Annotated in this window: 25 protein-coding genes; 15 read left to right on the top strand and 10 right to left on the bottom strand. The window is 70.7% G+C overall.

What is annotated here, in order from left to right:
• Nucleotides 1–6: 6 nt before the first annotated feature.
• Both ABH935_RS19020 and ABH935_RS19015 read right to left on the bottom strand, forming a co-directional pair.
• Nucleotides 7–885: a DUF4429 domain-containing protein gene (locus ABH935_RS19020; RefSeq protein WP_370379231.1), complete on the bottom strand. Its 879-nt coding sequence runs from the start codon at nucleotides 883–885 to the stop codon at nucleotides 7–9.
• 12 nt (nucleotides 886–897) lie between these two features.
• Nucleotides 898–1,500: a TetR family transcriptional regulator gene (locus ABH935_RS19015; protein ID WP_370379230.1), complete on the bottom strand. Its 603-nt coding sequence runs from the start codon at nucleotides 1,498–1,500 to the stop codon at nucleotides 898–900.
• 97 nt (nucleotides 1,501–1,597) lie between these two features.
• Here ABH935_RS19015 and ABH935_RS19010 point away from each other — a divergent pair, with 97 nt between their 5' ends.
• Entirely contained in the window at nucleotides 1,598–2,863 is a 1,266-nt protein-coding gene (locus ABH935_RS19010; RefSeq protein WP_370379229.1) for a cytochrome P450, read from the top strand.
• A 1,221-nt stretch (nucleotides 2,864–4,084) separates the two neighbouring features.
• Here ABH935_RS19010 and ABH935_RS19005 read toward each other — a convergent pair.
• Nucleotides 4,085–5,485 carry a glycosyltransferase 87 family protein gene (locus ABH935_RS19005; RefSeq protein ID WP_370379228.1) on the bottom strand — a complete coding sequence of 467 codons (1,401 nt, stop codon included), beginning with the start codon at nucleotides 5,483–5,485 and terminating at the stop codon, nucleotides 4,085–4,087.
• 116 nt (nucleotides 5,486–5,601) lie between these two features.
• Here ABH935_RS19005 and ABH935_RS19000 point away from each other — a divergent pair, with 116 nt between their 5' ends.
• From ABH935_RS19000 to ABH935_RS18990, 3 genes are all read left to right on the top strand, one after another.
• The gene (locus ABH935_RS19000) at nucleotides 5,602–6,759 is read left to right on the top strand and encodes a glycosyltransferase family 4 protein (RefSeq protein WP_370379227.1); all 1,158 of its coding nucleotides are present in this window, start codon (nucleotides 5,602–5,604) and stop codon (nucleotides 6,757–6,759) included.
• Nucleotides 6,756–7,145, top strand: coding sequence for a YciI family protein (locus tag ABH935_RS18995; protein ID WP_370379226.1), 390 nt, complete (start codon nucleotides 6,756–6,758; stop codon nucleotides 7,143–7,145). The genes ABH935_RS19000 and ABH935_RS18995 overlap by 4 nt, the downstream gene beginning before the upstream one ends.
• A gap of 344 nt (nucleotides 7,146–7,489) precedes the next feature.
• Entirely contained in the window at nucleotides 7,490–8,464 is a 975-nt protein-coding gene (locus ABH935_RS18990; protein WP_370379225.1) for an IS5 family transposase, read from the top strand.
• Here ABH935_RS18990 and ABH935_RS18985 read toward each other — a convergent pair.
• On the bottom strand, nucleotides 8,400–8,867 hold the full coding sequence (locus ABH935_RS18985; protein WP_370379224.1) for a hypothetical protein: 468 nt from the start codon (nucleotides 8,865–8,867) through the stop codon (nucleotides 8,400–8,402). The genes ABH935_RS18990 and ABH935_RS18985 overlap by 65 nt on opposite strands.
• An 87-nt stretch (nucleotides 8,868–8,954) precedes the next feature.
• Between ABH935_RS18985 and ABH935_RS18980 the strand changes: the two genes are divergently transcribed.
• Nucleotides 8,955–9,146, top strand: a complete 192-nt coding sequence (locus ABH935_RS18980) for a hypothetical protein (protein ID WP_370379223.1) — start codon at nucleotides 8,955–8,957, stop codon at nucleotides 9,144–9,146.
• A 268-nt stretch (nucleotides 9,147–9,414) separates the two neighbouring features.
• Here ABH935_RS18980 and ABH935_RS18975 read toward each other — a convergent pair whose 3' ends face one another.
• Both ABH935_RS18975 and ABH935_RS18970 read right to left on the bottom strand, forming a co-directional pair.
• Entirely contained in the window at nucleotides 9,415–10,398 is a 984-nt protein-coding gene (locus tag ABH935_RS18975; protein ID WP_370379268.1) for an aldo/keto reductase, read from the bottom strand.
• 33 nt (nucleotides 10,399–10,431) lie between these two features.
• A complete protein-coding gene (locus ABH935_RS18970) occupies nucleotides 10,432–12,954 on the bottom strand; it encodes an ABC transporter (RefSeq protein ID WP_370379222.1) in 2,523 nt (840 codons plus the stop codon).
• A 146-nt stretch (nucleotides 12,955–13,100) separates the two neighbouring features.
• Here ABH935_RS18970 and ABH935_RS18965 point away from each other — a divergent pair, with 146 nt between their 5' ends.
• Together ABH935_RS18965 and ABH935_RS18960 are read left to right on the top strand one after the other, a co-directional pair.
• Nucleotides 13,101–13,535, top strand: coding sequence for a helix-turn-helix transcriptional regulator (locus ABH935_RS18965; protein ID WP_370379221.1), 435 nt, complete (start codon nucleotides 13,101–13,103; stop codon nucleotides 13,533–13,535).
• Nucleotides 13,536–13,544: 9 nt separating this feature from the next.
• A complete protein-coding gene (locus ABH935_RS18960) occupies nucleotides 13,545–13,973 on the top strand; it encodes a VOC family protein (protein WP_370379220.1) in 429 nt (142 codons plus the stop codon).
• A 34-nt stretch (nucleotides 13,974–14,007) separates the two neighbouring features.
• On the opposite strand, the gene ABH935_RS18955 is transcribed toward ABH935_RS18960, so the two are convergent.
• Complete coding sequence (locus ABH935_RS18955; protein ID WP_370379219.1) at nucleotides 14,008–14,397, bottom strand: nuclear transport factor 2 family protein; 390 nt, start codon at nucleotides 14,395–14,397, stop codon at nucleotides 14,008–14,010.
• Nucleotides 14,398–14,495: 98 nt separating this feature from the next.
• On the opposite strand from ABH935_RS18955, the gene ABH935_RS18950 reads away from it, so the two are divergent.
• Nucleotides 14,496–14,960 (top strand): MarR family winged helix-turn-helix transcriptional regulator, encoded by a 465-nt coding sequence (locus ABH935_RS18950; RefSeq protein ID WP_370379218.1) that lies wholly within the window; start codon nucleotides 14,496–14,498, stop codon nucleotides 14,958–14,960.
• 65 nt (nucleotides 14,961–15,025) lie between these two features.
• Here ABH935_RS18950 and ABH935_RS18945 read toward each other — a convergent pair whose 3' ends face one another.
• The gene (locus tag ABH935_RS18945; protein WP_370379217.1) at nucleotides 15,026–16,873 is read right to left on the bottom strand and encodes a long-chain fatty acid--CoA ligase; all 1,848 of its coding nucleotides are present in this window, start codon (nucleotides 16,871–16,873) and stop codon (nucleotides 15,026–15,028) included.
• 254 nt (nucleotides 16,874–17,127) lie between these two features.
• Between ABH935_RS18945 and ABH935_RS18940 the strand changes: the two genes are divergently transcribed.
• The 5 genes from ABH935_RS18940 to ABH935_RS18920 are packed head-to-tail and all read left to right on the top strand — an operon-like array spanning nucleotide 17,128 to nucleotide 21,024.
• A complete protein-coding gene (locus tag ABH935_RS18940) occupies nucleotides 17,128–17,568 on the top strand; it encodes an SRPBCC family protein (protein ID WP_370379216.1) in 441 nt (146 codons plus the stop codon).
• Complete coding sequence (locus tag ABH935_RS18935; protein WP_370379215.1) at nucleotides 17,565–18,803, top strand: ArsA-related P-loop ATPase; 1,239 nt, start codon at nucleotides 17,565–17,567, stop codon at nucleotides 18,801–18,803. The genes ABH935_RS18940 and ABH935_RS18935 overlap by 4 nt, the downstream gene beginning before the upstream one ends.
• A gap of 16 nt (nucleotides 18,804–18,819) precedes the next feature.
• Nucleotides 18,820–19,335, top strand: a complete 516-nt coding sequence (locus ABH935_RS18930) for a DUF5304 family protein (protein WP_370379214.1) — start codon at nucleotides 18,820–18,822, stop codon at nucleotides 19,333–19,335.
• Nucleotides 19,335–20,273 (top strand): ROK family glucokinase, encoded by a 939-nt coding sequence (locus ABH935_RS18925; protein ID WP_370379213.1) that lies wholly within the window; start codon nucleotides 19,335–19,337, stop codon nucleotides 20,271–20,273. The genes ABH935_RS18930 and ABH935_RS18925 overlap by 1 nt, the downstream gene beginning before the upstream one ends.
• 43 nt (nucleotides 20,274–20,316) lie before the next feature.
• Nucleotides 20,317–21,024, top strand: a complete 708-nt coding sequence (locus tag ABH935_RS18920) for an endonuclease/exonuclease/phosphatase family protein (protein WP_370379212.1) — start codon at nucleotides 20,317–20,319, stop codon at nucleotides 21,022–21,024.
• A gap of 233 nt (nucleotides 21,025–21,257) precedes the next feature.
• Here ABH935_RS18920 and ABH935_RS18915 read toward each other — a convergent pair whose 3' ends face one another.
• Together ABH935_RS18915 and ABH935_RS18910 are read right to left on the bottom strand one after the other, a co-directional pair.
• On the bottom strand, nucleotides 21,258–22,016 hold the full coding sequence (locus ABH935_RS18915) for a hypothetical protein (RefSeq protein ID WP_370379211.1): 759 nt from the start codon (nucleotides 22,014–22,016) through the stop codon (nucleotides 21,258–21,260).
• Between the two features lies 1 nt (nucleotide 22,017).
• Entirely contained in the window at nucleotides 22,018–22,803 is a 786-nt protein-coding gene (locus ABH935_RS18910) for an alpha/beta hydrolase (RefSeq protein ID WP_370379210.1), read from the bottom strand.
• Between the two features lie 143 nt (nucleotides 22,804–22,946).
• On the opposite strand from ABH935_RS18910, the gene ABH935_RS18905 reads away from it, so the two are divergent.
• Nucleotides 22,947–23,756 (top strand): lysophospholipid acyltransferase family protein, encoded by an 810-nt coding sequence (locus ABH935_RS18905; RefSeq protein ID WP_370352345.1) that lies wholly within the window; start codon nucleotides 22,947–22,949, stop codon nucleotides 23,754–23,756.
• Nucleotides 23,753–25,150 carry a MacS family sensor histidine kinase gene (gene macS / locus ABH935_RS18900; RefSeq protein WP_370379209.1) on the top strand — a complete coding sequence of 466 codons (1,398 nt, stop codon included), beginning with the start codon at nucleotides 23,753–23,755 and terminating at the stop codon, nucleotides 25,148–25,150. The genes ABH935_RS18905 and macS overlap by 4 nt, the downstream gene beginning before the upstream one ends.
• Nucleotides 25,151–25,166 lie beyond the last annotated feature (16 nt).

The raw sequence follows: 25,166 nt of genomic DNA, 5'->3' as shown, positions 1-25,166 counted from the left end.
CCGCTCCTACATTTGCTTCAGCACGGCCTGCTTGGCCGTCGCGAACTCCTCGTCGGTGAGGATGCCGTCGCGGTGCAGACCGCCCAGCTCCCGCAGCCGCCGCAGCAGCGCGTCGTGATCGGAAACGGCGGCGGGCGCGGACGGCGCGGGTGTCTCAGGGCTCGCATTCGGGTGCGCCATCCGCCCCACGATCGCGGCGGCCAACACCGCGCTGGTCCCGCTCTCCTTCTTCGTCCCCCACAGCGCCAGACAGTTCGGGTCCAGTCGCGGGTTCGCCGAGACGATCCCGGCGTCCCCGCGCACGCGGAAACGGATCCAGCCCCAGTCCATCCCCACCGCAGGCCGCCACTCCACGCTCTCCAGCGCCGCCAGCGGCCACGTGCGGTTCCCGGCCGTGCGCTTCTTCCCGTCGGCCAGCCAGCCCCACTCCAGGCGTACGGTGTCGCCGTCGAAGGAGGCGGTGCCGTCGTTCCCGGTGGCCGAGATCGGCACCGACGGCGGCGCGATCAGGTACTGGTCGGTCGGCTCTGCGGAGATCTGCGCCACGCTCAGTGCGTTACGCACCTCGTCGGCGAAGTACTCCGCGACACCGCCGCGTTCGACCGGCACTTCTAGCTGGTAGGGGTCGGCCTCGTCGGCGAGCCGGCCGCCGCAGGCCTGCACCAGCGGATCGGCGCCGACGCGCAGCCGGAGACGGATGCGGCCCGCGCTGTTCTTCGCCTTCGTCCCGGCTTCGAAAGCGATTCCGGCCACCGCCTCCAGCGGTACCGCGATCTCGCCCAGTGCCGAACGCAGCCGCGGGACATCCTTCTCGTGACTCGGCACGACGCGCACCACGTCACCGTCGAAGGTCCACGTCCCGTTCTTCCCGATCAGCTCGGCCATGTCCCGATTAGATCAGGACTTGTCACCGACCATGTAGCGCAGCACTTGCGCGTACTCGTCCTTCACCCGGATCTTGTCCGACTCCGCCGTCAGCGCCAGCTCGATCCCGGCCGCGCCGAGCAGTTGGAACACCGCGCGCGCCATCGTGCCGGCTGGAAGTGGAGGCAGCGCGCCGGCGTCGATCAGGGCTTTGATGGTCCGCTCGATCAGCCCGAAGGCGTACTGCTCCTCGCTCGCCTTCCAGTCCGACCAGCCCAGCGCCACCGGCGCCTCCTGCCACACCAATCGGCCGTACTCCGGCTCGCAGCAGCACTCCAGGAACTCCTCCAGCGCGGCCTCGGCGGCGGCGCGGACGTCGTCGGCGTGCACCGCGGCGGCGGCCTCGACCCGCTTCAGCATCTCGGCCTCGGCCTGTTCGTGCACCGCGCGGAACAGCGCCGTCTTGTTGGCGAAGTGGTGGTAGACCGCGCCGCGCGTGGCCTGGATGTCGGCGGCGACGTCCTCCAGCGCCGTACCGGCGAAGCCGTGCTCTGCGAACCGGCGCGCGGCGGCCTCCAACAGAGCCGCGCGGGTCGCTTCCGAGTACTGCTCGCGCCTGCTCTTGACACCGGACATGCCCAGAGCATACGACATACACAGTGTATGTTTCCGACTCTGAGTATCCGAAGGGTCGTCCGGGCCCCGACGGACCCGGAGACCGAGGGGAGTCCGCATGACTGATCTCGAAACGCTCGAACAGCCCGAACCGCTCTTCAACCCGTTCGCCCCGGGATACACCGACAACCCCTATCCGGCGTACGGCCGGCTCCGGGCCGAGGAACCGGTCCACGAGCACCCGTTCGGCTTCTGGGTCCTGTCCCGGCACGACGACGTCTCCGCGCTGCTGCGCTCGGCCAACTCCGTCGACTACCGCAATTCCGCCGAGGACAGCGCGGCGCGGCTCCAGGCCGATGCCATGATCGAGGCCGCCGGTCCCGCGACCGGGGACACCCTCGACGCGTACGGCATGTCCATGCTCGACCGCGACCCGCCGGACCACACCCGGCTGCGCTGCCTGGTCTCGAAGGTCTTCACGCCCCGTTCGGTGGCCGCGCTGGAGCCGTTCGTCACCGAGCTCGTGGACGCCGCCCTGGACCGGCTCGCCGACGCCGGCGGCGGCGACCTGATCGAGGCCGTCGCCTTCCCGATCCCGTTCGCCGTCATCTCCCGGATGCTCGGCATCCCGGACACCGACCACGTGCGGATCAGGGAGCTGAGCGGCCTGCTGGTCCGCACGCTGGAGCCGATAGGCGACCCGGATCTGCTGATGGACATCAACCGGGCGCGTCTGGAGATGCAGGACATCGTCCGGGGTCTGATCGCCTACAAGCGCGAGCATCCCGGCGAGGATCTGCTGACCGCGCTGATCGCCGCCGAGCAGGACGGCGACCGGCTCTCCGACGAGGAGCTGGTGGCCCAGGTGGTGCTGCTGTACGTCGCCGGCCACGAGACCACGGTCAACCTGATCGGCAACGGCACGCTGGCCCTGCTGAACGCCCCCGAGGAGCTGAAGAAGCTGCGCGAGGCGCCGCAGCTGGCCGTCAACGCCGTTGAGGAAATGCTGCGCTACGACAGCCCGGTGCAGCAGTCGCGGCGGATCATCCTGGAGCCGTACGAGGTGCGCGGCAAGCTGATCCCGAAGGGCGCGTTCGTCATCGCCGGCCTGGCCGCGGCCAACCGCGACGAGGCGTACTGGGGCCCGGACGCCGACGAGCTGCGCCTGGACCGTCCCAACGCCCGCAACCACGTGGCGTTCGGCGGCGGCCCGCACCACTGCCTCGGCGCGGCGCTGGCCCGCCTGGAGGCCCGGGTCGCGGTCGAGCGGATGGTCGCGAGGTTCCCCGGTCTGGGGCTGGCAGGGGAGCCGGTGTGGAACGGCCGGATCAACCTGCGAGGACTGGCGCTCCTGCCGGTGACGGTGCGTGAGACCGGCAGGTGAGCAGGCTGCCTGCGGTGTCGCCGGGGTGGCCCGGATGTTCGACCGCAAGGCTTAGCATGGTCCGCTATGGCGGGCATAGCAGGGCTGCGGCGACCGGACGGGCCGACCTCCCGCCTCGGCAGGGGACCGGTGCGCGCCGGTGCGGCGCTGCTGGCGGTCGTGATCGTGGCCGTCGCCGCGCGATGCGCTGTCGACTCCTCGGGGGCGCAGCCCGAGGCGAAGGTGCAGGCGGCCGTGGCCGCCACCCTGGCCGCCCGGACGGCCGCCGTCGCCGCCCACGACAAGGCCGCCTACCTCGCCACCGACGTCGGCGGGACGTTCGGCGCCGCCGACGCGCAGGTCTTCGACAACCTGACGGCGCTGCCGCTGGCCTCGTGGACCGTGACGCTGACCGCCGGCCAGAGCACGGTGGCGAGGAAGCTCGGTTCGGCGCGCCTGTACCAGGTGACCGAGTCCTACGAGCTATCCGGCGTCGACTACAAGCCGGTGACCGACACCCGGTATCTGACATTCGTCGAGCGCGGAGACAGGTGGCTGCTGTCCACTAACAGCGACGCCGCAGCCGCTGGTCTGCACTCGGACACCCAGATTTGGGATCAGGGCGCGGTCTCGGTCGTGCACGGCTCGCGGTCGCTGGTCCTCGGGCTCGGCGGCGAGCAGCGGCTCAAGCCGTTCGCGGACCTGGCCGACCACGCCGCGACGAAGGCGGCGTCGGTGTGGGGCGCGGCGGGCTGGAAGGGGACCGTCGTGGTCGTCGTCCCGAATACCCAGGCGCAGGTCGAGACGCTGTTGAACAGCGCCGCCGGGAGCCTGACCGGGGTGGTCGCGATCACCGCCGGCGAGGGCGGCCAGGCACTGACCGCGGCCCCGGCCAGCCGGGTGCTGGTCAACCCGGACGCCTTCAACGGCGAAGCGCCGGACGCCTGGCAGTTCTTCTTCGACCACGAGCTCACGCATGTCGCCACGCGCGCCTGGACCACGCCGGCGGTGCCGCTGTGGCTCTCCGAGGGCGCGGCCGACTACACCGGCTACCTCGGCTCGTCCATCTCCCTCGACCGGCGGTTCGAGGAACTGGCGAGCGCGGTGTCGAAGGACGGCTGGCGGCCTCAGGAGCTGCCGACCACCGACGACTTCGCCGGATCGGGCGACTCGGTGTCGCGGACGTACCAGATCAGCAATCTGGCATGCGCGCTGATCGCGCAGAAGTACGGACAGGCGAAGCTAGTCGCGTTCTACAAGGCTGTCGGCACCGACCCGTCCGGGACCGACGACCCCGTCGACCACGCGTTCCGGACCGTGCTCGACACCACCACGGCCGACTTCACGGTCAAGTGGCGCACCTTCGTCCTGAACGAGGCGCACACCGTCACGGCGATCCTCGCCAAGAAGCACCCCTGACAGCACAGGTCCCGACGCCGGTCCGGTCGCCCGCCAGAGCGCGCGCAGCGCCAGCACCGCCGCGACCACCAACGCCGCGTTGCGTCCCATCAGGATCAGGCCGGAGTAGATCTGGCCGCCGCGCAGCGAGTGGTAGAAGAGCGGGAAGATCAGCTGGGTCACCGAGACCGCGCCGAGGACCAGCCAGGCCGGCGTGCGCATCAGGGTCTCGCGGCGGGCCAGGCACACGGCGGCCACGCCGAGGAGCCACACCAGGTACTGCGGCGACAGCACGCGGCTGGTGACGACGAAGACCAGTACGCCCGCGAAGCCCACATCGGCCATCATCGCCGGGAACGGGAAACCGCCGCGTACCGCCACCCGCCGCCGGATCAGCAGCAGCACGACCACCCCGACCGCGGTCGAGACCAGCGCCGCTTTGCCGGCCAACGAGACGCCAGGTCCGATGTACTCGTACGCGCCGTACTGAGTGTTCTCGATGTGTCCGGACCAGCCGAACCACTTGCCGGCCAGGAACGGCGTCGCGAACACCGACTCGATCTGGATCCCGCGGCTCTTCTGATTAGTCAAGAAGGACAGCACACCCGGGAAGAACAGCTCCAGTGCCAGCGTAGGTATCGCAGCCGTGGCCGCCGCCACGCCGAACAGCAGCCGGCCGTTGCGCCGCTTCGGCGCCCCGAACAGGAACGCCGCGGGCCACAGCTTGAGGAACGCGCCGACGCCGATCAGGACGCCGCGCGCCACGGCTGTGGACCGTTTGGAACGCAGCGTCACGGTCAGCGCGGCGACGGCGCTCGCGGTGACGACCAGGTCGTAGCGGCCGTAGGCCATCGGCCCGATCGCGGCGATCCCGAGCGTCCACAGCCAGGGGCCGGCAGGCGACGGCTGCTCGGGATCACCTCGTCTCGCCGCCCGCAGCAGCATCGCGAACACCGCGACGTCGGCCGCCAGGCACATCAGGAAGAACAGCACGTAGTAGCTGCCGGGCAGCCAGTGCGGGAGCAGCAGCGGGGCGGCGGCGCCGGGCGGGTACTGCCACTTCTGGTCGTCGAGCGGGAACCGTCCGTGGTCGAACGACTCGGTGATCCACTGGTGGTACAGCTTGACGTCACCGGTGACCGCGCCGCGGTTGAAGTACGGGAGGACGTTCAGGGCCAGCAGGAGCAGCAGGGCGCGGGTGGCCGCGTACCAGGGCACGACGGGCTGGCGGCGGACGATCCTCATGGTGCGTGCCATCCTAATCGGCCCCGCGCGGTGCTCGGCCCGGCGCGTCCGAACCGGGGGCCGGCACCGGCTAAACTCCGTTGAGTTAGCGGGCTGTCGCAGATGGAAGGCCGACCTTGACGATTCTCGTGGTCACGAACGACTACCCGCCCCGGCCCGGCGGGATCCAGCAGTTCGTGCAGAACATGGTCGAGCGGCTGCCCGCCGAGCAGACCGTGGTCTACGCCTCCTCCTGGCACGGCGACCCGTCGCGCTGCCGCGAGTTCGACTCCCAGCAGAAGCACCGGGTGATCCGCGAGAAGACCGGCATGCTCCTGCCGACCCCGGACCGGACGAAGCGCGCCGTGGCGATCGCCAAGGAGATCGGCGCGGAATCGGTGTGGTTCGGCGCGGCGGCTCCCCTGGGGCTGATGGCACCCGCACTCCGCAAGGCCGGCGTCCAGCGCCTGGTCGCCACCACCCACGGCCACGAGTCCGGCTGGGCCAAACTCCCCGGCGCCCGCGACCTCCTCCGCAAGATCGCCGACGAGGTGGACTGCGTCACCTACCTCAACGAGTACCACCGCGCGCGCATCGCCCAGGCCCTGAGCCCCGCGGCAGCGTCCCGCATGGTGCAGCTCACACCAGGCGTGGACGTCGACATGTTCCACCCGCACCCCGCCGGCGCAGCCGAGCTCCGCGCCTCCCTCGGCCTCGCCGACCGCCCGGTCGTGGCCTGCGTGTCCCGCCTGGTACCCCGCAAGGGCCAAGACACCCTGATCAGGGCCCTGCCCCTGATCCGCCGCGCCGTCCCCGACGCCGCCCTGCTGATCGGCAGCGGCGGCCCATACAAGGAGACCCTGCAGAAGCTGGCGGCCGAGCAGGGCGTCGCCGAGCACGTGATCTTCACCGGCTCGGTCCCCTGGGAGCAACTGCCAACCCTGTTCGCAGTCGGCGACATCTTCGCAATGCCCTGCCGCACCCGCCGCTTCGGCCTGGACGTCGAGGGCCTCGGCATCGTCTACCTGGAGGCCTCAGCAGTCGGCCTCCCGGTAATCGCCGGCGACAGCGGCGGCGCCCCAGAGGCAGTCCTGGAGGGCGAAACCGGCTACGTGGTCCCCGGCGACTCAGTCGAGCGCACAGCCACCCGCTGCGTGGAACTCCTGCAGGACCCGGTGAAGGCCAAGGCCATGGGCGAACGCGGCCGAGCCTGGGTCGAGCAGACCTGGCAGTGGGACTCGATCGCCGCCACCCTCCGCCGCCTGTTGGACCCGACAGCTACCGTCGCCCCATGAAATTCATGGTCCTGATGTACGCCGACCCCGCAACCACCGCCGCGATGACCCCCACCGAACGCACCGCCGTCTTCGCCCGCCACGAAGCCCTCCACAAGGACCTGGAGAGCACCGGCGAGATGCTGAACGGCGCCGGCCTGGCGTTCCCAGCAGACACCACGACCCTGCGCTGGCAACCCGACGCCGCCCCGACGGCGGCGGACGGACCATTCGCGGCGGCGGCAGAGCACGTGACGGCGTACTACGTGGTCGAGTGCGAGAGCGCGGAGCGCGCGAAGGAGATCGCGGCGCGAGTACTGGACTTCCACGTGGTGGCTGTCGAGGTGCGACCGATCCACGACTGGTTCGGGATGGGCGCGGCGCCGGAGGCCGGAGCAGAGGCCTGACTCGCCTCATGGCGGCCCGGCTGGTGCGGCCCGGCGGTGTGCAGGGCGCCGCCCGGGCGGTGACGGGCCAGCCCCGGCTGGCCACGTGGTGAGTGGTGTCCGACCGGACCATGCGGGGTGTTGGTTCTGGGTCCCTCGCCGCGTCGGCGGGCGAAGCCAACCTGGCCGGTTTGGTGGTGTCCAGCCGGACGGAGCCGGACCACAGCAACAGCGATGCGGCTTGAGAGGCTGTTATCAATCCGAACAGGGTGCTTGGTGTGGTCTCGTTCGGGTGATCTGGGAGTAGGGGCAAGGCCTCCGGTGTAGCTCACAGGTGTCTAAGCCAGTGGCTGCCGGAGGCCTTGTTGTCTTCTTTGTACGTGATCGATGCTGGGTCGTCGGTGCACCACGCCGTGTCGTGTGATTGTTTGGCGCACAGGTTCGGCAATGCCGGTGACCGGCCGGTGCGGGCGCGGGTCTATCCCACCGATCTTACCGATGCGCAGTGGGGGCAGATCAGGCTGTTGATTCCGGTGCCGGGTTGGATGGGTGGGCGCGGCGGCCGGCCGGAGGGTTTCTGCCACCGGGAGATGATCGACGCGGTGCTGTATCTGGTCGACAACGGCATCAAGTGGCGGGCGATGCCGACCGATTTCCCGGCTTGGGACGCGGTCTACCGGTTCTTCGGCCGCTGGCGGGATGGCGGGGGGCTGCAGGTGTTGCACGACCGGGTTCGGCGGGCCTGCCGCGAGGAGGCCGGGCGTGGTGCCGAGCCCAGTGCCGGGGTGATCGACGCCCAGTCGCTGCGCGCGGCGGCCACGGTGGGCGCCGACCGGCGTGGCTTCGACGCCGCGAAGAAGGTGGCCGGCACCAAACGACACATCGTGACCGACACGTTGGGGCTGCTGCTGGCGGTGCTGTTTACCCCCGCCGGGCTGCACGACCGAGACGGCGCGCTGCCGCTGCTGACCCGGATGCGCCGCACCTGCCTGCGCATCAGCCACCTGTGGGCCGACGGGGGATACGCCGGACGGCTGGTCGACTGCCTCGCCGAACAACTACGGCTGCACCTTGAGATCGTCAAACGCACCGGAACCGCCCCAGGCTTTCAGGTCCTGCCCCGCCGTTGGGTGGTCGAGCGCACCCTGGCCTGGATCAGCTGCTGCCGCCGCTGCGTACGCGACTACGAACGCCGCACCGACACCGCCGAGGCCATGACCTTCTGGGCGATGCTGAAAACCATGATCCGCCGCCTGGGCCTGCCGGCGGCACCACTCACACCCGGCGGAACAACCCCGGCGCCGGCTCGGCCAGCCAGCCCCGCTGCACCAGCCGCTTGAGCTTGGACCGCATCAACTCCACCTCATTGGTCCCGGTACCGGCGCCCACCACCCGGCACACCTGCACCGACCGCAACCCCTCAGCACTGTCGGCCACCGCCGACCACACCTGCCGATACACCCCCGGCAACACCTCACCGCTCATACCCCGCTCACACACCGGCACCTGAGCAGGCGGCCCCGCAGGCCGACCGGGCCCGGCCGACCGGGCCCCGCCCGACGGTCCGGCCAGCACCAACGCCAACGTCCGCCGCGTGATCGCCACCTCCTCCAGCACACGCTCGGCATCAGTCAACTGCGACCGCAACTGCTCCACCTGCGCCCGCACCGCCACCTCATGCCCATCCAGCAGCGCATCCACCGACACCACCCGCGACACCTCCAACAGCACCGAAACGAACAACAACTACGCCTCGAACACTGCCATCAACAACACCAGCCCACACCACCCAAACCACACCATTCTCCCAGCTCACACACTATGTTCGGATTGACAACAGCCTCTGACGCCACCAAACCGGGCTGGTTCCGTAAGGCGACGACGCGGCGAGGGGCACAGAACCCGGCGACCACAAGCAACACCGCCACCAAGCAGCGCAACGCAGGCAACAGCGGACAGAAAGCCGACCAGTCGCGGACCGCCGCCGAAGCGCCGGACGCACGGGTCGCCCCCTCGCTGTAGAGCGCCCGCCGGAGGCCTCAAGGTGCCCACCACGCACGACGATTGCCGCCTACGACATGCGCAGTGACTCGGACGCATGCGTGGTCGTGCCCCCGAAAACCGCCAGCCGCCAGCGCGAAATGAGTCGCTCAACCGAACTGCGTCCCCCTGCGAGGCCATCCAACCATTGGCGAAGCCGTAAAGATCGCCTGCAAAACCAACCACACGCCAACCGCAACCAAGTCACCCAACCACGCCCGCAGCCCCCTGACACAGGGCCCCCTACCCTCTACCCCCCACTCCCCGCGAGCCCCCGCGCCCGATAAGGCCCCTCCACAGCCGCAACCTCCTCCGCCGTAAGCTCGATCTCCAAAGCCGCCACCGCATCATCAACGTGATGCGGCTTCGTCGCGCCGAAGATCGGCGCCGTCACCCCCGGCCGGGTCAGCAGCCACGCCAACGAGATCTGCGCCGGCGGCACGCCCCGCGCCTTAGCAATCGCCTCGACCGCGTCCACCACCGGATAGTCCTCCGCGTTGTAAAGCTCCGACGCGAACGGATCGCTAGTCGACCGAGTCGTCGTAGCCGCACCCTCCCGATCCCTAGCCCCGGCCAGCAGGCCGCGCGCCAGCGGACTCCACGGCAAGATACCAACGCCCTGATCGATACAAAACGGGATCATCTCCCGCTCCTCCTCGCGATACACGAGGTTGTAGTGGTTCTGCATCGACACAAACCGCGTCCACCCGTTCAGATCCGCGGTGTACTGCGCCGTCGCGAACTGCCACGCCGCCATACTCGACGCCCCGATGTACCGCGCCTTCCCGGCGCGCACCACATCGTGCAGCGCCTCCATCGTCTCCTCGATCGGCGTCTCGGGATCCCAGCGGTGGATCTGGTACAGGTCCAGATAGTCCGTGCCGAGCCGACGCAGCGAGGCGTCGATCGAGGCCATGATGTGCTTACGAGACAAACCAGAGTCATTCGCGCCAGGCCCGGTCGGGTAGAAGACCTTGGTCGCCAGGACGTAGTCCTCCCGGCGCGCGAACAGCTTCGGCAGAATCCGTCCGGTCACCACCTCGCTCGCCCCGCCGGAGTACATGTCCGCCGTGTCGAAGTACGTGATCCCCGCCTCGGCCGCACGGGCCACCAGAGGCAGCGCGGCATCCTCGGGCAGGATCCAGGCCCGGGACTCCGGGCTGCCGTAGCTCATCATGCCCAAGCACAGGCGCGAGACCTTCAGACCACTGCGGCCCAGTCGTGTCTGTTCCAAATTACTCATTCCCCTCTAAACCCTCTAACCCCTCTAAGAGATGTACGCAGCCAAGAATCGCGCCGTGACCCCCGACCCGCCACCGGATACCCGACCCGGCGTCCCCTCGGCCACGACCCGCCCACCGTCCCTCCCAGCCCCGGGCCCGAGGTCCAGCAGCCAGTCGGCAGCCGCCGCGACCCGCAGGTCGTGCTCGACGATCACCACCGTGTTGCCCTGGTCGACAAGCTCCTGCAACCGCGCCAGCAGCAAGTCGGCGTCGGCCGGGTGCAGCCCGCTGGTCGGCTCGTCCAGCAGGTACAACGTGTGCCCCCGCCGCGCCCGGTGCAGCTCACTCACCAGCTTGATCCGCTGCGCCTCCCCGCCCGACAGCGTCGTCGCGCTCTGGCCGAGCGTCAGATAGCCCAGCCCGATGTCGTCGAGCAGCCGCAGGATGCGGTGCGCGGCCGGCAGTTCGCCGAGCGCGTCGAAGAAGCCCAGCGCGTCCTCGACGCTCAGCGCGAGAACGTCGGCGACCGACTTGCCGTCGACGAGAACCTGCAGCGTCTCAGGGTTGTACCTCGCACCGTGGCACACCGGGCACGGCGCGGATTCCGTAGGCAGGAAAAGGAGTTCCACGCTCACCACGCCCTCGCCCTGGCAGTTCGGGCACCTGCCGTCGGGCAGGTTGAAGCTGAAGCGGCTCGCCGTGTACCCGCGCGACTTGGCGAGCGGCTGGGCCGCGAACAGCTTGCGAACAGCATCGAAGAGCCCTGTATAAGTCGCCAGGTTCGACCGCGGCGTCCGCCCGATCGGTTTCTGATCCACCTGAACCAGCCGGTGAACGGCCTCCAACCCCTCGGCCTTCGGGATCGCTACGATACGGTCGTCGTCCAGCGCGGCGGAGTCCTCATCCGAAGAATCCGCATCGTTTTCGGCCACTTCCGAAGTACCGAGGTGGTCCCGCACCGTAGCCGCCAGCACCTGCCCGACCAACGTCGACTTGCCCGAGCCGGAAACGCCGGTCACCGCGGTCAACGTGCCGAGCGGAAAGCGCACGGTGACACCGTCGAGGTTGTGCCGCGTGACGTCATGCAGCGTCAGCCACGACGACGGCTCGCGAACGCCGCCCGGCGCGATGCTCGGCGCGTTCCCGAACAGATAACGCGCGGTCGCCGACTCCGCGACGTCCTTCAGCCCCGCCTCCGGCCCGCTGTACAGCACGCGGCCACCATGCGTCCCGGCCCCCGGCCCGAGGTCGACGAGCCAGTCGGCGTCGGCGATCACCCGCGGGTTGTGTTCGACCACGAAGACCGAGTTCCCCGCAGCCCGCAACCGCTGCAACGCGGTCAGCAGCAGCTCGGTGTCAGCCGGATGCAGGCCGGCGGACGGCTCGTCGAGCACGTATAAGACCCCGAACAAACCGCTGCCGAGCTGCGTAGCCAGATGCAGACGCTGGGACTCGCCGCCAGAAAGCGTGGACGTGGCCCGATCGGTGCCGAGATACCCGAGACCGAGCTCAGTCAGGGTTTTGAGATGCTCCTCAAGATTCTCGATCAGCGCCACCGCAGCCTGCCGCCGCTCCGGCGACAGTGCCTCGGTGTCGGGATGAACACGAGCCCGACGCAGCAGATCGGCCAGCTCGGTCAGAGGCAGCGCGGTGGCGCGGGCGATATCGACCCCTGCGATGGTGACGCTCAGCGCGAAGGGGTTCAGGCGCCGTCCCTCGCAGGTCGGACACGGTTCCTCAGTCAGGAAAGACGCGGCCTTGGCCCGCAGCGACGCGCTCTTCGTGGTGGCGTAGGTGTGCAGCACCCAGCTGCGCGGCGACATGTACGTCCCCTGATACGGCCGGGTGATCCGGTGCGCCTCGCGGACCGGATGCACCGTCACCACCGGCTGCTCCTCGGTGGTCAGCAGCCAGTGCCGCCGCTCGGCCGGCAGCGTCCGGAACGGCGCGTCGATGTCGATGCCCAGCTCGCCGAGGATGTCGCGGTAGTTCTTGCCCTGCCACGCCCCGGGCCACGCGGCGACCGCCCCCTGCCGGATGCTCAGCTCGGGATCGCCGACCAGCCGGTCCTCCTCGACGGTGTGGCGGCGCCCGAGCCCGTGGCAGGTCGGGCAGGCGCCGACCGCGGTGTTCGGCGAGAACCAGTCGGAGTCGACCGGCTCGGCCCCGGCTGGATAGGTGCCCGCGCGGGAGTAGAGCATGCGCAGCACGTTCGAGACCCGGCTCACCGTCCCGACGCTGGAGCGCGCGCTGCCCGCGCCGTACTGCTGCCGCAGCGCCACCGCCGGCGGCAGTCCGCTGATGCCCCCGACCCGCGGCGCCCCGGCCTGCTCGATCAGGCGGCGCGCGTACGGGGCGACGGATTCGAGGTAGCGGCGCTGCGCCTCGGCGTAGATCGTCGCGAACGCCAGCGACGACTTCCCCGACCCCGACACCCCGGTGAACGCCACCACCCGGTCGCGCGGCACCGCGAGGTCGACGTGGCGGAGGTTGTGCTCGGTGGCGTCGTGGACCCGGATCATCGGATCGGAGCCCGCGCTCGGCTGCTCAGCGGGCGTGTCGACCATGCGATCACGGTATCGGCGGGCGGCTGGGGACGCATGTCTTTGTGTCTGTGGCGACGAAGTCTGTGGCGACGAAGACCGGGGGCGAAGAGCCTGACCAGCCCCGACTCCGCTCCGCAGATGTCACCCGCCCCGGTTACGCTCGCACCGTGGCCCCCGTCCCGCCCGCCCGCCACCTGCAGCGTGCCAAAGACCTCGCCGACTCGCGCTACGCCGAGCCGCTGACCGTCGCCGACCTCGCCGAGGCGGCGCGGCTGTCGCGGGCGCACTTCTCGCGGGAGTTCCGGCGGGCGTTCGGGGAGTCGCCGCACGCCTATCTGCTCACGCGGCGGTTGGAGCGGGCTGCCGCGCTGCTGCGGTACACCGACTACGCCGTCGCCGACATCTGCTGCGCGGTCGGGTTGACCAGTGTCGGGTCCTTCACGACCAGCTTCACCCGGGTCTACGGCATGCCGCCGGCCGCCTACCGCGCCGCGTATCCGCCGGCCGCCGACTACGCCCTCGTGCCCGGCTGCGTGCTGCGCGCGTACGGCCGGCCGAAGAACCGGACGTTTCGAGAAGACACCCGCGGGCCGGGGTCCTAGCGTGAGGCCATGATCTCCTACCTCAGCACCCAGCTCTGGGTCCACGATCAGGACGTGGCCCTCGACTTCTACACTCGCAAGCTCGGCTTCGTGGTCCGGATGGATGTCACGCTGCCCGAGATGGGGGGATTCCGCTGGCTCACCGTCGGGCCGGAGCACCAGCCGGAGATCAGCGTCGTGCTGATGCCGATCCCCGGCGAGCCGATCATGGACGACGCCACCAGGGCCAAGGTCGAGGACTTGATGGGTAAGGGCTTCGCCGGCACCCTCTTCCTCACGACCGAGGACCTGGAGGCCGAGTACGCCGCCCTGACGGCGCGCGGCGTCGAGTTCGTCGAGAAGCCGACTGACGAGCCCTGGGGCAGCGACTCCTCGTTCCGCGACCCGTCCGGCAACCACATCCGGCTCACGACGCCGCGGCCGCTGCCGCAGCCGTAGCTGCGCACCACGCACTGCGTACTGCGGTCAGCACCTACCGCGCGCTACCCAGGCCGCGGTCCGCCTCGCTCCCGGCCACCATCAGCGTGACCTCCTCCAGGCGGACGAAGCGGCCGTCGGGCGCGCGCTCGGCGAAGACGTACACCTCGTGCGAGGCCGTCGAGCCGTCGGCCTTCACGACGTCGATCGTGTGCCGCTCGGCGTACGCCGCCCCCTCGCCGAGCTCGTCGTGCACCCGGATCGTCCCGTCGGCGACGACGCCCCGCAGGTGCGCGATGTGCTCGGCGAACCCGGCGCGGTCGATCCACGCCCCGTCGGTGCGCTGGCGGTACTCCGGCGCGAAGTGCCGGTCGAGGGCATCGTCCAGGGGCAGGCCCGGGGTCAGCAGCAGGTCGGTCAGGGCGGTGGCGATGGTCGCGGGCATGGGGATAGTCCTTCCGAAGCGGTGATGCGTGCGAGGTGCACGCATCTCGTGCCTCGAACTGTAGCAGATGCGTGCGCGATGCACGCTATTCTGAAACTGTGCACGATGACCCCAGCCCCGATCACAACCCTGACCTCGGCCACGAGGTCGCCGAATCCCTCGGCCTGCTGATCCAGCGCGGCACCCGCGCCGGGCTCTACGCCGCGCTGGTCGAGGACGTCGCCGACGGCCTCGACGAGAACGCCTACCCGGTCCTGAGCGGCCTGGCCCGCACCGGCCCCCGCAACGCCGCCGACCTGGCCGCCGTGATCGGCTTGGACCGCTCCGGCGTGAGCCGGCACGCCTCGCGCCTGGAGGCGGCCGGCCTGATCCGCCGCGAGGCCGATCCCGCCGACCGCCGCTCGGTGCTGCTCGTCCTCACGGATGATGGCGCGGCCGCGGTCGCAAAGATGCGCGGGCGCTTCGCCGAGCGGGTCGCGTCGGCGCTTTCGACGTGGCCTCCAGGCGAGGCTGAGGCCTTCGCGCGAGGGCTGCGCCGCTTCGCCGAGGAAGGACCTTTCTGAACGCAAAAAGGGCGCCCCCAGAGGGACGCCCTTCCAGCTTGTGAGAACCGCTACTGCCCAGCCGTCTACTGCCCGGTCGTCGACCCGACCCCGGCGTAAAGCTCCTCCACGTCAGCGGCGTTCTCCAGCATCACCACGTTCCGCTTGAGCTTCATCGACGGCGTCACCTGCCCGCCCTCGACGCTCCACTCCGTGCCGAGCACCGTGAACTTCTTGATCGCCTCGGCGTGGCTCACCGCGCGGTTCGCGTCGTCGACCGCCTTCCGCACCTCGTCGTGCACCTCCGGGTCGGCGGCGGCGTCGGCGATGCTCCAGTCGGCCGGCTTGCCGTGCGCCGCGGCCCAGGTCGGCAGCGACTCCGGGTCCAGGGTGACCAGGGCGCCGATGAACGGCTGCTTGTCGCCGACCACCATCGACAGGTTCACCAGCGGGTGCGCGTTGATCCGGTCCTCCAGCACGGCCGGGGCGACGTTCTTGCCGCCGGCGGTGACCAGGATCTCCTTCTTGCGGCCGGTGATGGACAGGTAGCCCTCGTTGTCCAGCGAGCCGATGTCGCCGGTGGCGAACCAGCCGTCCTGCATGGCCTCGGCCGTGGCGGCGTCGTTGTGGTAGTAGCCGGAGAACAGCATCGGGCCCTTGACCAGGATCTCGCCGTCCTCGGCGATACGGATCGAGGCACCGGGGACCGGGACGCCGACCGTGCCGGGGCGGGACTTGCCGATCGGGTTCAGCGTGATCGCCGCGCACGTCTCGGTCAGGCCGTACCCCTCCTGCACCTGCAGGCCGATGCCGTGGAAGAAGTGCACCAGCCGGGTGCCCAGCGGCGCGCCGCCGGAGACCGCCAGCGTCGCGTTGCCGCCCAGGGCCGCGCGCAGCTTGCCGTAGACCAGCTTGTCGAACACCGCGTGCCGGACCTTCAGGCCCAGCGGCACCTTGCCCGCGTACTCGGCGCGGGACCAGGCGATCGCGGTGGCCGCGGCCTTGTCGAAGATGGCGCCCTTGCCCTCGGCGTGCGCCTTCTGCGACGCGCCGTTGTAGACCTTCTCGAACACCCGCGGCACCGACAGGATGAAGGTCGGCTTGAAGCCGCCCAGCTCATCGACGATCTTCTTGGTGTCCGAACAGTGCCCCAGCTTCACCCGCGCGGTCAGCGCGGCGGTCTGGATGACCCGGGCCAGAACGTGCGCCAGCGGCAGGAACAGCAGCGTGGAGCCGGAGTCGTTGAACGCCGCGGCCGCCATCCGCGTCACGTTCTCGCACTCGGCGAGGAACGTGCCGTGGGTCAGCACGCAGCCCTTGGGTCGGCCGGTGGTGCCCGAGGTGTAGATGATCGAGGCCAGCGACTCCGGGGTAGCGGCGCGGCGGCGCTCGGCCAGGTCCTCGTCGCTGATCGCGCTGCCGGCCGCGGTGAGCTCCTCGACCGCGGTCTTGCCGCTGTCCGGCTCGATCACCCAGACCTGCCGGACCAGCGGCGCGCCGCCCAGGCCCGAGCTGGTCTCGCCGGTACGCGCGGCCTCCACGCACTCGGCGTTGGCGCTGGTCTCGGCGAACACCGCGACCGCGCCGGAGTCCGACAGGATCCACTCGACCTGCTCGGCCGAGGAGGTCTCGTAGATCGGCACCACGACCGCGCCGGCTTCGAACAGCGCGAAGTCCAGCAGCGTCCATTCGTAGCGGGTACGGGACATCAGGGCCACGCGGTCGCCGACCGCGATCCCGGCGGCGGCGATGCCCTTGGCCACGGCGGTGACCTCGCCGAGGAAGTCCTTGGCGGTGACATCGCGCCACACACCGCCGACCTTGCGGCCCAGCAGTGCCGCGGCGGGGGCCTGTTCGGCCGCGTTGTGCACCACGTCGGTCAGATTGCCGGTGGCTCCGACCTCGTAAAGCGGCGGGACGCTGAACTCACGCACGGTTGTCTTGACTCCTCGTCTTCGAGGCCGGACGACGGGGCGGCCGGGCGCCGCGTGGGGTCGAGGCGCGCCCTGACGCTACTGCTTATTACCAACCGGTAGGTAGTACTTGATGCTGTTTCGTAACCTGTACGACTCCTGGCCATGCCAGTACTGCTGGACACCATCATGCCCTGCCTCGACCCTCGGCCGGTCGTCAGGTGCGGCGTACGCGATAGCCTTGGCCGCAACCACCGACGGCGAGGAGGCGGGCCATGTCCGAGCGCACGAAGTCCAGCATCGACATCGCGGCTCAGCCTGAGGCCGTGATGCGGGTGATCACCGACTTCGAGGCCTACCCACAGTGGACCTCTGAAGTGAAGGAAGTACGCATCGAAGAACGGGACGACGCGGGCCGCGCCACCAAGGCCTGGTACCGCATGGACGCCGGCGCCCTGCGCGACGAGCACACGCTGGCCTACGAGTACCCCTCCGATGTTGAGGTTCGCTGGAGCCTGGTGTCCTCGAACATGATGCGCGCGCTGGACGGCTCCTACGTCCTGGAGGCCACCGAGGCCGGCAGCCACGTCACCTACCAGCTCGCGGTGGACGTGAAGCTGCCGATGGTGGGCCTGCTCAAGCGCAAGGTGGAGAAGCTGATCATCGACCGGGCGCTGTCCGGGCTGAAGAAGCGTGTCGAGGCGATCTCCGCGTGACGCGTCTGCTCTTCCTGACCGGCCCCGGCGGTGCGGGCACCACGACCCTGGCCGCGGCCACCGCGCTGCGGGCCGCCGCCGAGGGCCACCGGGTGCTGCTGCTCGGGGTGTCCGACGCGGGCGAATTAGCCGCGGTGCTCGGCGCCTCGGGCGTGTCGGGGGACGGAAACGTCCTCGATATCGACGAGGGATTCGACCTCGAAGAACTCGAAGAAGACGGCGAAGCCGACCGTGAACTCGGCCCCGCCGCCGAGCGCGCCGCCCGCCGGGAGACCCTGGCCCGCCTGACCGTCCGCCGCTTCGACCCGGCCGCCGCCACCGAGACCGCCCTGGCCGACCTCGCGAAGCTGCTGTCCGGTCCGCTGGCCGCGGCGGGGCTGTCCGCGCCGGACGCCGCCGAGCTTGGCCCGGTGCCCGGGCTGCCGGACATCCTCGCGCTGCGCGAGATCTCGACCGCGGTCGCCTCCTCCGAGTGGGACACCGTCGTGGTCGACGGCCCGCCGCTGAAGGCCGCGCTGGCGATGCTGGCCTGGCCGGAGACCGCGGCGGCGGCGCTGCGCCGGGTGCGGCCGATCGAGGGCCAGGCGGCCCGCGCGCTGCGTCCGCTGCTGGCCGGGCTCGTCGGCCTGCCGACGCCGTTCGCGATGGTCACGCAGTGGACCGACAACGCCGCCGCCGAGATCGCCGGCGTGCGCGCGGCGCTGGTGCACCCCGGCAGCGTGGTGCGCGTCGTCGGCTCGTCCTCGGCCGCCGCGCAGCCGCTGCTGCAGGCCACCCCGACGCTGCTCGCGCTGCAGGGCCTGCGCGCCGATCTCGGCACCCTCGCCGACGTCACCCGGGTCCCGGACGAGCCGCTGGGAGTCGCGGCGCTCGAAGCCCTCGGCGGGCTCGTGTACAAGGACGCCGATCCCGGCCCGGGGCTGGTCGACCCGCCCGAGCCGACCATGATCACCGAGGCCGACGGCTACCGCTACGACGTGCCGCTGCCCGGGGTCGAGCGGGACCAGCTCGGCCTGGTGCGCTCCGGCGACGAGCTGGTGGTCAGCATCGAGGTGCCGGGGGTCGCCGCGCACCGCCGGGCGTTCCCGCTGCCGGCCGCGCTGCGGCGCTGCCGGATCGCCACCGCGCGCATCGCCGACGGCGTGCTGCGTGTCGGCTTCAAGCCGGACGAGAGCCTGTGGCCCGAGCGCTTCCTGACGGACCATAGTGAAGACACACAAAACGGCGACCGGTGACGGGAGGGACACAGCCGTGAGCGACGACCAGAAAGACATCCCCTTCGAGGACAGTCCGCCACGACCCGCCGGCACTGATCATGCTGGCGCCGATCACGCCGGCACTGATCACACCGGCGGTGCGGACACCGCAGATCAGGGGCACAAGGGTCCCGAAACCGGCAACCCGGACGCCGAGCCCGCGGAGCCGTCCGCGAAGGCTTCCGAGGAGCGGACACCGCCCGGCCCCGGCTCGACAGGGCCCACCGGCGTGCGCGAGGATCTCGGGACGCTCGCCGAGGAGGCGCGCAAGCTCTGGGCGACGCTGGAGGCGCGCGTCGTGGCCCCGGCGGTCCAGTCGTACCCTGAGGTGGCGCGCCATCTGGGCGCCGCCGGCCGGGAGGTCGCCGCGGCGCTCCGGTCGGCGGTACGCGGCTCCGAGCAGTCCTGGCGGACCGGCGGGCCCGACGGCGACAAGGCGCGGCAGCAGGAGAACATCACCGTCGAGCGGGTGGACCGGATCGATCCGCCCGAACAGAAGAACAGGGACTAATGACTCTCACCATCGGCGTAGACATCGGCGGCACGAAGATCTTGGCCGGCGTGGTCGACGAGACGGGGAAGATCCTCGACTCGGTCAAAGTCTCCACTCCGGAGAACTCCGACCTGACCGCCGACGCCATCGCCGAGGCGGTACGCAAGGTCCGCGCGGACTACGAGATCGGCGCCGTGGGCCTGGGCGCCGCCGGCTTCATCGACGCCGACCGCGCCACCGTGCTGTTCGCCCCGAACGTCTCGTGGGTCAACGAGCCGCTGAAGACCCGCATCGAGGAGCGCATCGGCCTGCCGGTGGTGGTGGAGAACGACGCCAACGCCGCGGCCTGGGGCGAGGCCAAGTTCGGCGCCGCCGCCGGGCACGACGACGTGGTGGTGATAACCGTCGGCACCGGCATCGGCGGCGGCCTGATCCTCGGCGGCTCGCTGTACCGCGGCCGCTTCGGCATCGGCGGCGAGCCCGGGCACTACCGCGTGGTGCCCGACGGCCGGCCCTGTGGCTGCGGCAACCGCGGCTGCTTCGAGCAGTACGCCTCCGGCAACGCCCTGGTCCGCGCGGCCCGCGAGCGCGCCGCCGCGGCCCCGGGCCGGGCCAAGGACCTGCTCGGCCTCGGCGACGGCACCGTCGAGGGCATCCAGGGCGCGCACGTCACCGAGGCCGCCCGCAACGGCGACGTGATCGCGCTGGCCGCGTTCAACGAGATCGCCGACTGGCTCGGCCAGGGCATGTCGGACATCGCCGCCCTGCTCGACCCCAGCGCCTTCGTCCTGGCCGGCGGCGTCTCCGAGGCCGGCGACCTGCTCCGCGCCCCGGCCGCCGAGGCCTACCGCCGCAAGCTGGCCGGCCAGGGGCACCGCCCCTACGCGCAGGTCCTCACCGCGACCCTGGGGCCGGACGCCGGCCTCATCGGCGCCGCCGACCTCGCACGGGTGTGAGCGCTTTCCTCTATAGCGATCACCGCCTAGCGTGGTGATCGCTATGGAGGAGACAGTACGCATACTCACTTACAACGTGCGGTCCTTAAGAGACGACCGCGCAGCGCTCGCACGTGTCGTGCGTTCCTGTGCCCCTGACGTGGTCTGCGTCCAGGAGGCACCCCGCTTCTTCGGCTGGCGGCGCGCCGCCCTGGCGATGGCGGCGTCCTTCGGGCTGCGGGTCGTGACCGGCGGCGCCAACGCCTCCGGCAACCTGCTGCTGGCAGGCCCCGACGTAAAGGTGGACGCCACAGAGGTGCTCTACCTGAAGCACCGCAGGGGCTACCACCTGCGCGGGATGGCGCTGGCCGCGCTGCGGATCGGCGACAGCCGCTTCACCCTCGCCTCGACGCACCTGAGCATGAACCTGGAACAGCGCGTCTACCAGGCCGGGGAGGTTTTGGGACACCTCGACGGGTTCGCAGAACGGAACCGGACGAAGGCGCGGATCCTGGCCGGCGACTTCAACAGCTACCCCGGCAGCGTCGAGTGGAACATCATCACCGAGCGGATGAACGACGCGTGGATGCTGGCCCCGGTGGGGGACGAGTTCACGTCGACCGGGGTGAATCCCTATCAGCGGCTGGACGCGGTGTTCGTCTCCAGGGACATCCACGTGGTGCGCGCCGGCGTGCCCACGGACCTCATCTCGAAGGCCGACGAGGCGCTGGCGACCGACCACCGGCCGGTGCTGGCGGTGGTGCGGATCTGAGGGGGCGGCGGTGATGGGCCCGTGGCGGTGGCGGCGGCCTGGTGACGGCCGTGGCGGTGGTTATGTAGGCGGCAGTGTCGGTGGCCTGCTGTACACATGTGCTAGGGGGCGAAAGTGCCTAACAAAATGCCGCGCCCGCAGCGACTCAGCCCCGCAGCCCCGCAGCGACTCAGCCCCGCAGCCCCGCAGCGACTCAGCCCCGCAGCCCCGCAGCGACTCAGCCCCGCAGCGCCTCAGACCACCGCACCATTGTCCGGATCGTCGTACTCATCCCGGTCCGGCTTCATCCGCGCCACCAGGCTGATGATCCCGCCGAACACTCCGATGATGGCCAGCCACCCGAAGTAGTCCGGCGTATTCCACTTCAGCAGCGTGTGCAGCACCAGGAATCCCACGCCGCCCAGCAGCAGCGTCCATGACGCCAGCGTGGCCGCGGCGACCTGCGGTAGCGGCGGGTCCGGCGGCTCGTAGTGCTCGACGTGGTCCAGCGGGTCGACCGTGGTCTCGTCGGTCGGTTCGACGATCTCCGGGTGCCATTCCGGCTGCGGGTCGAGCACCGGGTAGCGCACGATCTTGCGCGGCGCCGGGGTCTGTGGCCCCTGCGGCTGCGGGTCGGGGGCGGACTCGCCGTGGAAGGCGGCGACGAGCTTGTCGAACTCCACGCGTTCGCGCGCGATGCGCTCGTCCTCGGTCTCGGGCTCGTCGGACGTGTGCGGGGCTGACGTGTGCGGGTCGGAAGCGTGCGGGTCGGGCGTGTCGGGCGCGTTGGACCCCCCGGACCTGCCGGTGAGGCCGGACAGGTCGACCAGCCCGGGCAGTTCGGTCAAATCGTTCAGTTCGTTCAGCTCGTTCAGTTCGGGCAGGTCCGACCCCGCGCCGTCGGCGGCGGCCTCGGCGGTCGCCACCTCCTCGGCGGGCGCGTCGGCCGGCTCCCTCGACTCGGCGGGCTCCTCGGGCAGACCGGGCCCCGGTTGTTCGCTGGCGGTGCTCACATCAATTCCCCAACCCGGCGACCCGCCGGACGAATTCCACGCTTCCGGCATAGATCTGTTCCGCGTCGTGGTCCAGGGTTGCCACGTGCGAGCTCTTCTCCAGCACCTTCTCGGTCACGTCGGTGGAGGAGATGCGGGACAGGATCACGGCGCTGTTCGACGGATGGACGACCGGGTCCTTCTCCGACCGGTACACCAGGGTCGGCTGCGTGACCTTGGGCAGGTCGGCCTGAACGGTGCGCCAGCCCCCGGCGAAGGAGTGCAGGGCCTTCAGCGGCACCCGGTCGTAAGCCAGTTCGCTGACACCCTGCTTGTTGATCGCGTTCCCGATCCCGGGGACGCTGGGCACCAGGTGCTTGAGCACCGGCACCAGCTTGATGACCGCCTTGTCGGGCTTGACCGAGGCGTTGACCAGCACGATCCCCGCGACGTCGGCCCCGTGCCGCTCGGCCAGCCGCAGGGTGAGCGTGCCGCCCATCGACAGGCCCATGACGAACACCAGGTCGTACCCGGCCCGCAGCTCGTGGAACGCCCGGTCGACCTCGGCGTACCAGTCGTCCCAGGTGGTGACCTGCATGTCGTGCCAGTCGGTGCCGTGGCCGGGCAGCCGCGGCAGCCGCACCCCGAACCCGGCCTCCATCAGGTGCTCCGCCCAGGGGCGCAGCGACTGCGGCGAGCCGGTGAAGCCGTGGCACAACAGCACGCCGATCCGCGGTGCGGCCTGGCCGGCCGCCTCGGTCTGGTCGTGCGAGAAGGGTTCGGCACCGGGGAGCACGGGCGCGGTCATGGTCACCATCGTTCCACGGCGGACGGGGGGAGTACAGCGACGCCGCACGCAGTAGTGTTCGCTTCGGAAACCCGAAGATAACCCCGCGCGTTGCAGGTATGAAGTCACTGTACGCGTATATCGCCCTACGGAGAGGCAGACGGTTGTTCTACGGCTTGCTCAAGGTGATCTTCCTGGGGCCGCTTCTCCGGGTGCTCTTCCGGCCGTGGGCCAAGGGGCTTGAGCACATCCCGGCCGACGGTCCGGTGATCCTGGCCAGCAACCACCTGTCCTTCTCCGACTCCTTCTTTATGCCGTTGATGGTCCCGCGGCCGGTGTACTTCCTGGCCAAGAGCGACTACTTCACCGGCAAGGGCGTCAAAGGACGGCTGACCGCGGCGTTCTTCCGCGGCGTGCGCTCGGTGCCGATCGACCGGGCCAGCGCCAAGACCGCCGACCCGGCGCTGAAGACCGCGCTGAAGATCCTGTCCGAGGGCAAGGCGCTGGGCCTGTACCCGGAGGGCACGCGCTCGCCCGACGGCCGCCTGTACAAGGGCCGCACGGGCATCGCGCGCATCGCGCTGGAGTCCGGCATCCCGGTCGTGCCCTGTGCGATGGTCGGGACCTACGAGATCCAGCCGACCGGCCAGGTGATGCCTAAGATCAAGCGGGTCGGCGTGCGGTTCGGCGAGCCGCTGGACTTCTCCCGCTACCGCGAGGTGCCCGGCGCCGTCGACGACCGCTACATCCTGCGCTCCATCACCGACGAGATCATGTACGCGCTGATGGACCTGTCGGGCCAGGAGTACGTCGACATGTACGCCACCGACGCCAAGAAGATCCTGGCCGCCGAGAAGGCCGCCGAACGTGCCGAGCAGCGCGCCGAGGCGAAGAAGGCCGCCGCCGAGGAGCGCCGGGCCGCGATCGAGGAGCAGCGGCAGCTCGAAGCCGACGAGGACGCCCAGCGGCAATGAGCGGGCCGGGGGATCCGTCGTCGCTTGCTGCGCTGTCGCAGGATCCGCAGTCGCAGAGCCTCCAGCTGCCGAGCGCGCAGAGCTTGCATAGCGCACAGAGCTTGCAGAGTACGCAGAGCTTGCAGAGCTCTCAGAACGTGCAGAGCCCGCAGAGCGCGCAGAACTCACACAGTCCGCAGAACCCGCAGCCGCAGCAGCGCGGAGCCGTCGACACCGCGATGTGGCGCGCACTCGGCTTCTTCCGCTCTCTCGCGCTCCTCTACGCGATCGCCCGCTTCGCCGCCTCGTACGACCGCTACGCGCACATAGGCGGCGCGATCGCCGTGCTCTTCACCATGGCTGTCTGGACAGCCTGGACCGGCATCGTCTACCACCGCACCACCACGACCCGCCGCGCGCTGCTGTCCTTCCTCGCCGCCGACTTCGCGGTCGGCGCGGCCTCGGTCCTGAGCACCGACCTGGTCGACACCGCCGCGCGCATCGACTCCGGCGCCCTGACGCTGCCCACCGTCTGGTCCTCGGCCCCGGTGATCGCCGTCGCCATCGCGCTGGGCTGGCGCGGCGGCGTGGCGGCGGCCGCGCTGATGGGCTGTGTGGACCTGCTGGAGCGCGGGGCGCTGAGCCAGGACTCGATCCACAACATCGTCCTGATGGGCCTGACCGGCGCGGCCGTCGGCTACCTCACCGAGCTCGGCCGCACCGCCGAGCTCACCCTGGTCCGGGCCCAGCGCCTGGAGGCCGCCACCCGGGAGCGCCAGCGCCTGGCCCGCGACATCCACGACGGCGTGCTCCAGGTGCTCGCGCTGGTCCAGCGGCGCGGCGCGGAGATCGGCGGCGCCGGCCGGGACCTGGGCCGCATGGCCGGGGAGCAGGAGCTGGCGCTGCGGTCGCTGGTGAACAGCTGGCACCAGGACGACCAGGACGCCGGCGACCCGGTGGACCTGGACCTGAGCGCGCTGCTCGGCCGGCTGGCCGGGCCCCGGGTGACGCTGGCCGGGCCCGGGGCGCCGGTGACGCTGCCCAGCCCGGTGGCGCGCGAGGTGGCCGCGGCGGTCGCGGCGGCGCTGGACAACGTCAGCGTGCACGGCGGGCCCGGCGCCGACGGCCTCGGCGCCCGCGCCTGGATCCTGGTCGAGGACGAGCCCGAAGGAGTGACGGTGACGGTCCGCGACGACGGCCCCGGCATACCGGAGGGCCGGCTGGAGGAGGCGCGCGGTGCCGGGCGGCTCGGGGTGGCGCACTCAATCCGGGGCCGCGTGCAGGACGTCGGGGGCCGGGTCGACGTGGTCTCCATCCCGGGCCAGGGCACCGAGGTCGAGATGTGGGTGCCGCGGCTGCCGGCGCCGCCCGGTGCGGCGAGCTCAGTGTCGGCGCTGCGCAAGGCTCTGCGGTGAGGAGGCGTCGCGACCC

It is taken from the genome of Catenulispora sp. GAS73, from assembly GCF_041262085.1.
GTDB lineage: Bacteria > Actinomycetota > Actinomycetes > Streptomycetales > Catenulisporaceae > Catenulispora.
This window is presented reverse-complemented; position numbering and strand designations above follow the sequence as displayed.

Bases quoted from the DNA above. Each gene is read 5' to 3' on its own strand.
- ABH935_RS18970 (WP_370379222.1), bottom strand. From the start codon at position 12,954: ATGGTCGACACGCCCGCTGAGCAGCCGAGCGCGGGCTCCGATCCGATG.
- ABH935_RS18960 (WP_370379220.1), top strand. From the start codon at position 13,545: ATGATCTCCTACCTCAGCACCCAGCTCTGGGTCCACGATCAGGACGTG.
- ABH935_RS19005 (WP_370379228.1), bottom strand. From the start codon at position 5,485: ATGAGGATCGTCCGCCGCCAGCCCGTCGTGCCCTGGTACGCGGCCACC.
- ABH935_RS18995 (WP_370379226.1), top strand. From the start codon at position 6,756: ATGAAATTCATGGTCCTGATGTACGCCGACCCCGCAACCACCGCCGCG.
- ABH935_RS19015 (WP_370379230.1), bottom strand. From the start codon at position 1,500: ATGTCCGGTGTCAAGAGCAGGCGCGAGCAGTACTCGGAAGCGACCCGC.
- ABH935_RS18925 (WP_370379213.1), top strand. From the start codon at position 19,335: ATGACTCTCACCATCGGCGTAGACATCGGCGGCACGAAGATCTTGGCC.
- ABH935_RS19010 (WP_370379229.1), top strand. From the start codon at position 1,598: ATGACTGATCTCGAAACGCTCGAACAGCCCGAACCGCTCTTCAACCCG.
- ABH935_RS18920 (WP_370379212.1), top strand. From the start codon at position 20,317: ATGGAGGAGACAGTACGCATACTCACTTACAACGTGCGGTCCTTAAGA.
- ABH935_RS18940 (WP_370379216.1), top strand. From the start codon at position 17,128: ATGTCCGAGCGCACGAAGTCCAGCATCGACATCGCGGCTCAGCCTGAG.
- ABH935_RS19020 (WP_370379231.1), bottom strand. From the start codon at position 885: ATGGCCGAGCTGATCGGGAAGAACGGGACGTGGACCTTCGACGGTGAC.
- ABH935_RS18955 (WP_370379219.1), bottom strand. From the start codon at position 14,397: ATGCCCGCGACCATCGCCACCGCCCTGACCGACCTGCTGCTGACCCCG.
- ABH935_RS18910 (WP_370379210.1), bottom strand. From the start codon at position 22,803: ATGACCGCGCCCGTGCTCCCCGGTGCCGAACCCTTCTCGCACGACCAG.
- macS (WP_370379209.1), top strand. From the start codon at position 23,753: ATGAGCGGGCCGGGGGATCCGTCGTCGCTTGCTGCGCTGTCGCAGGAT.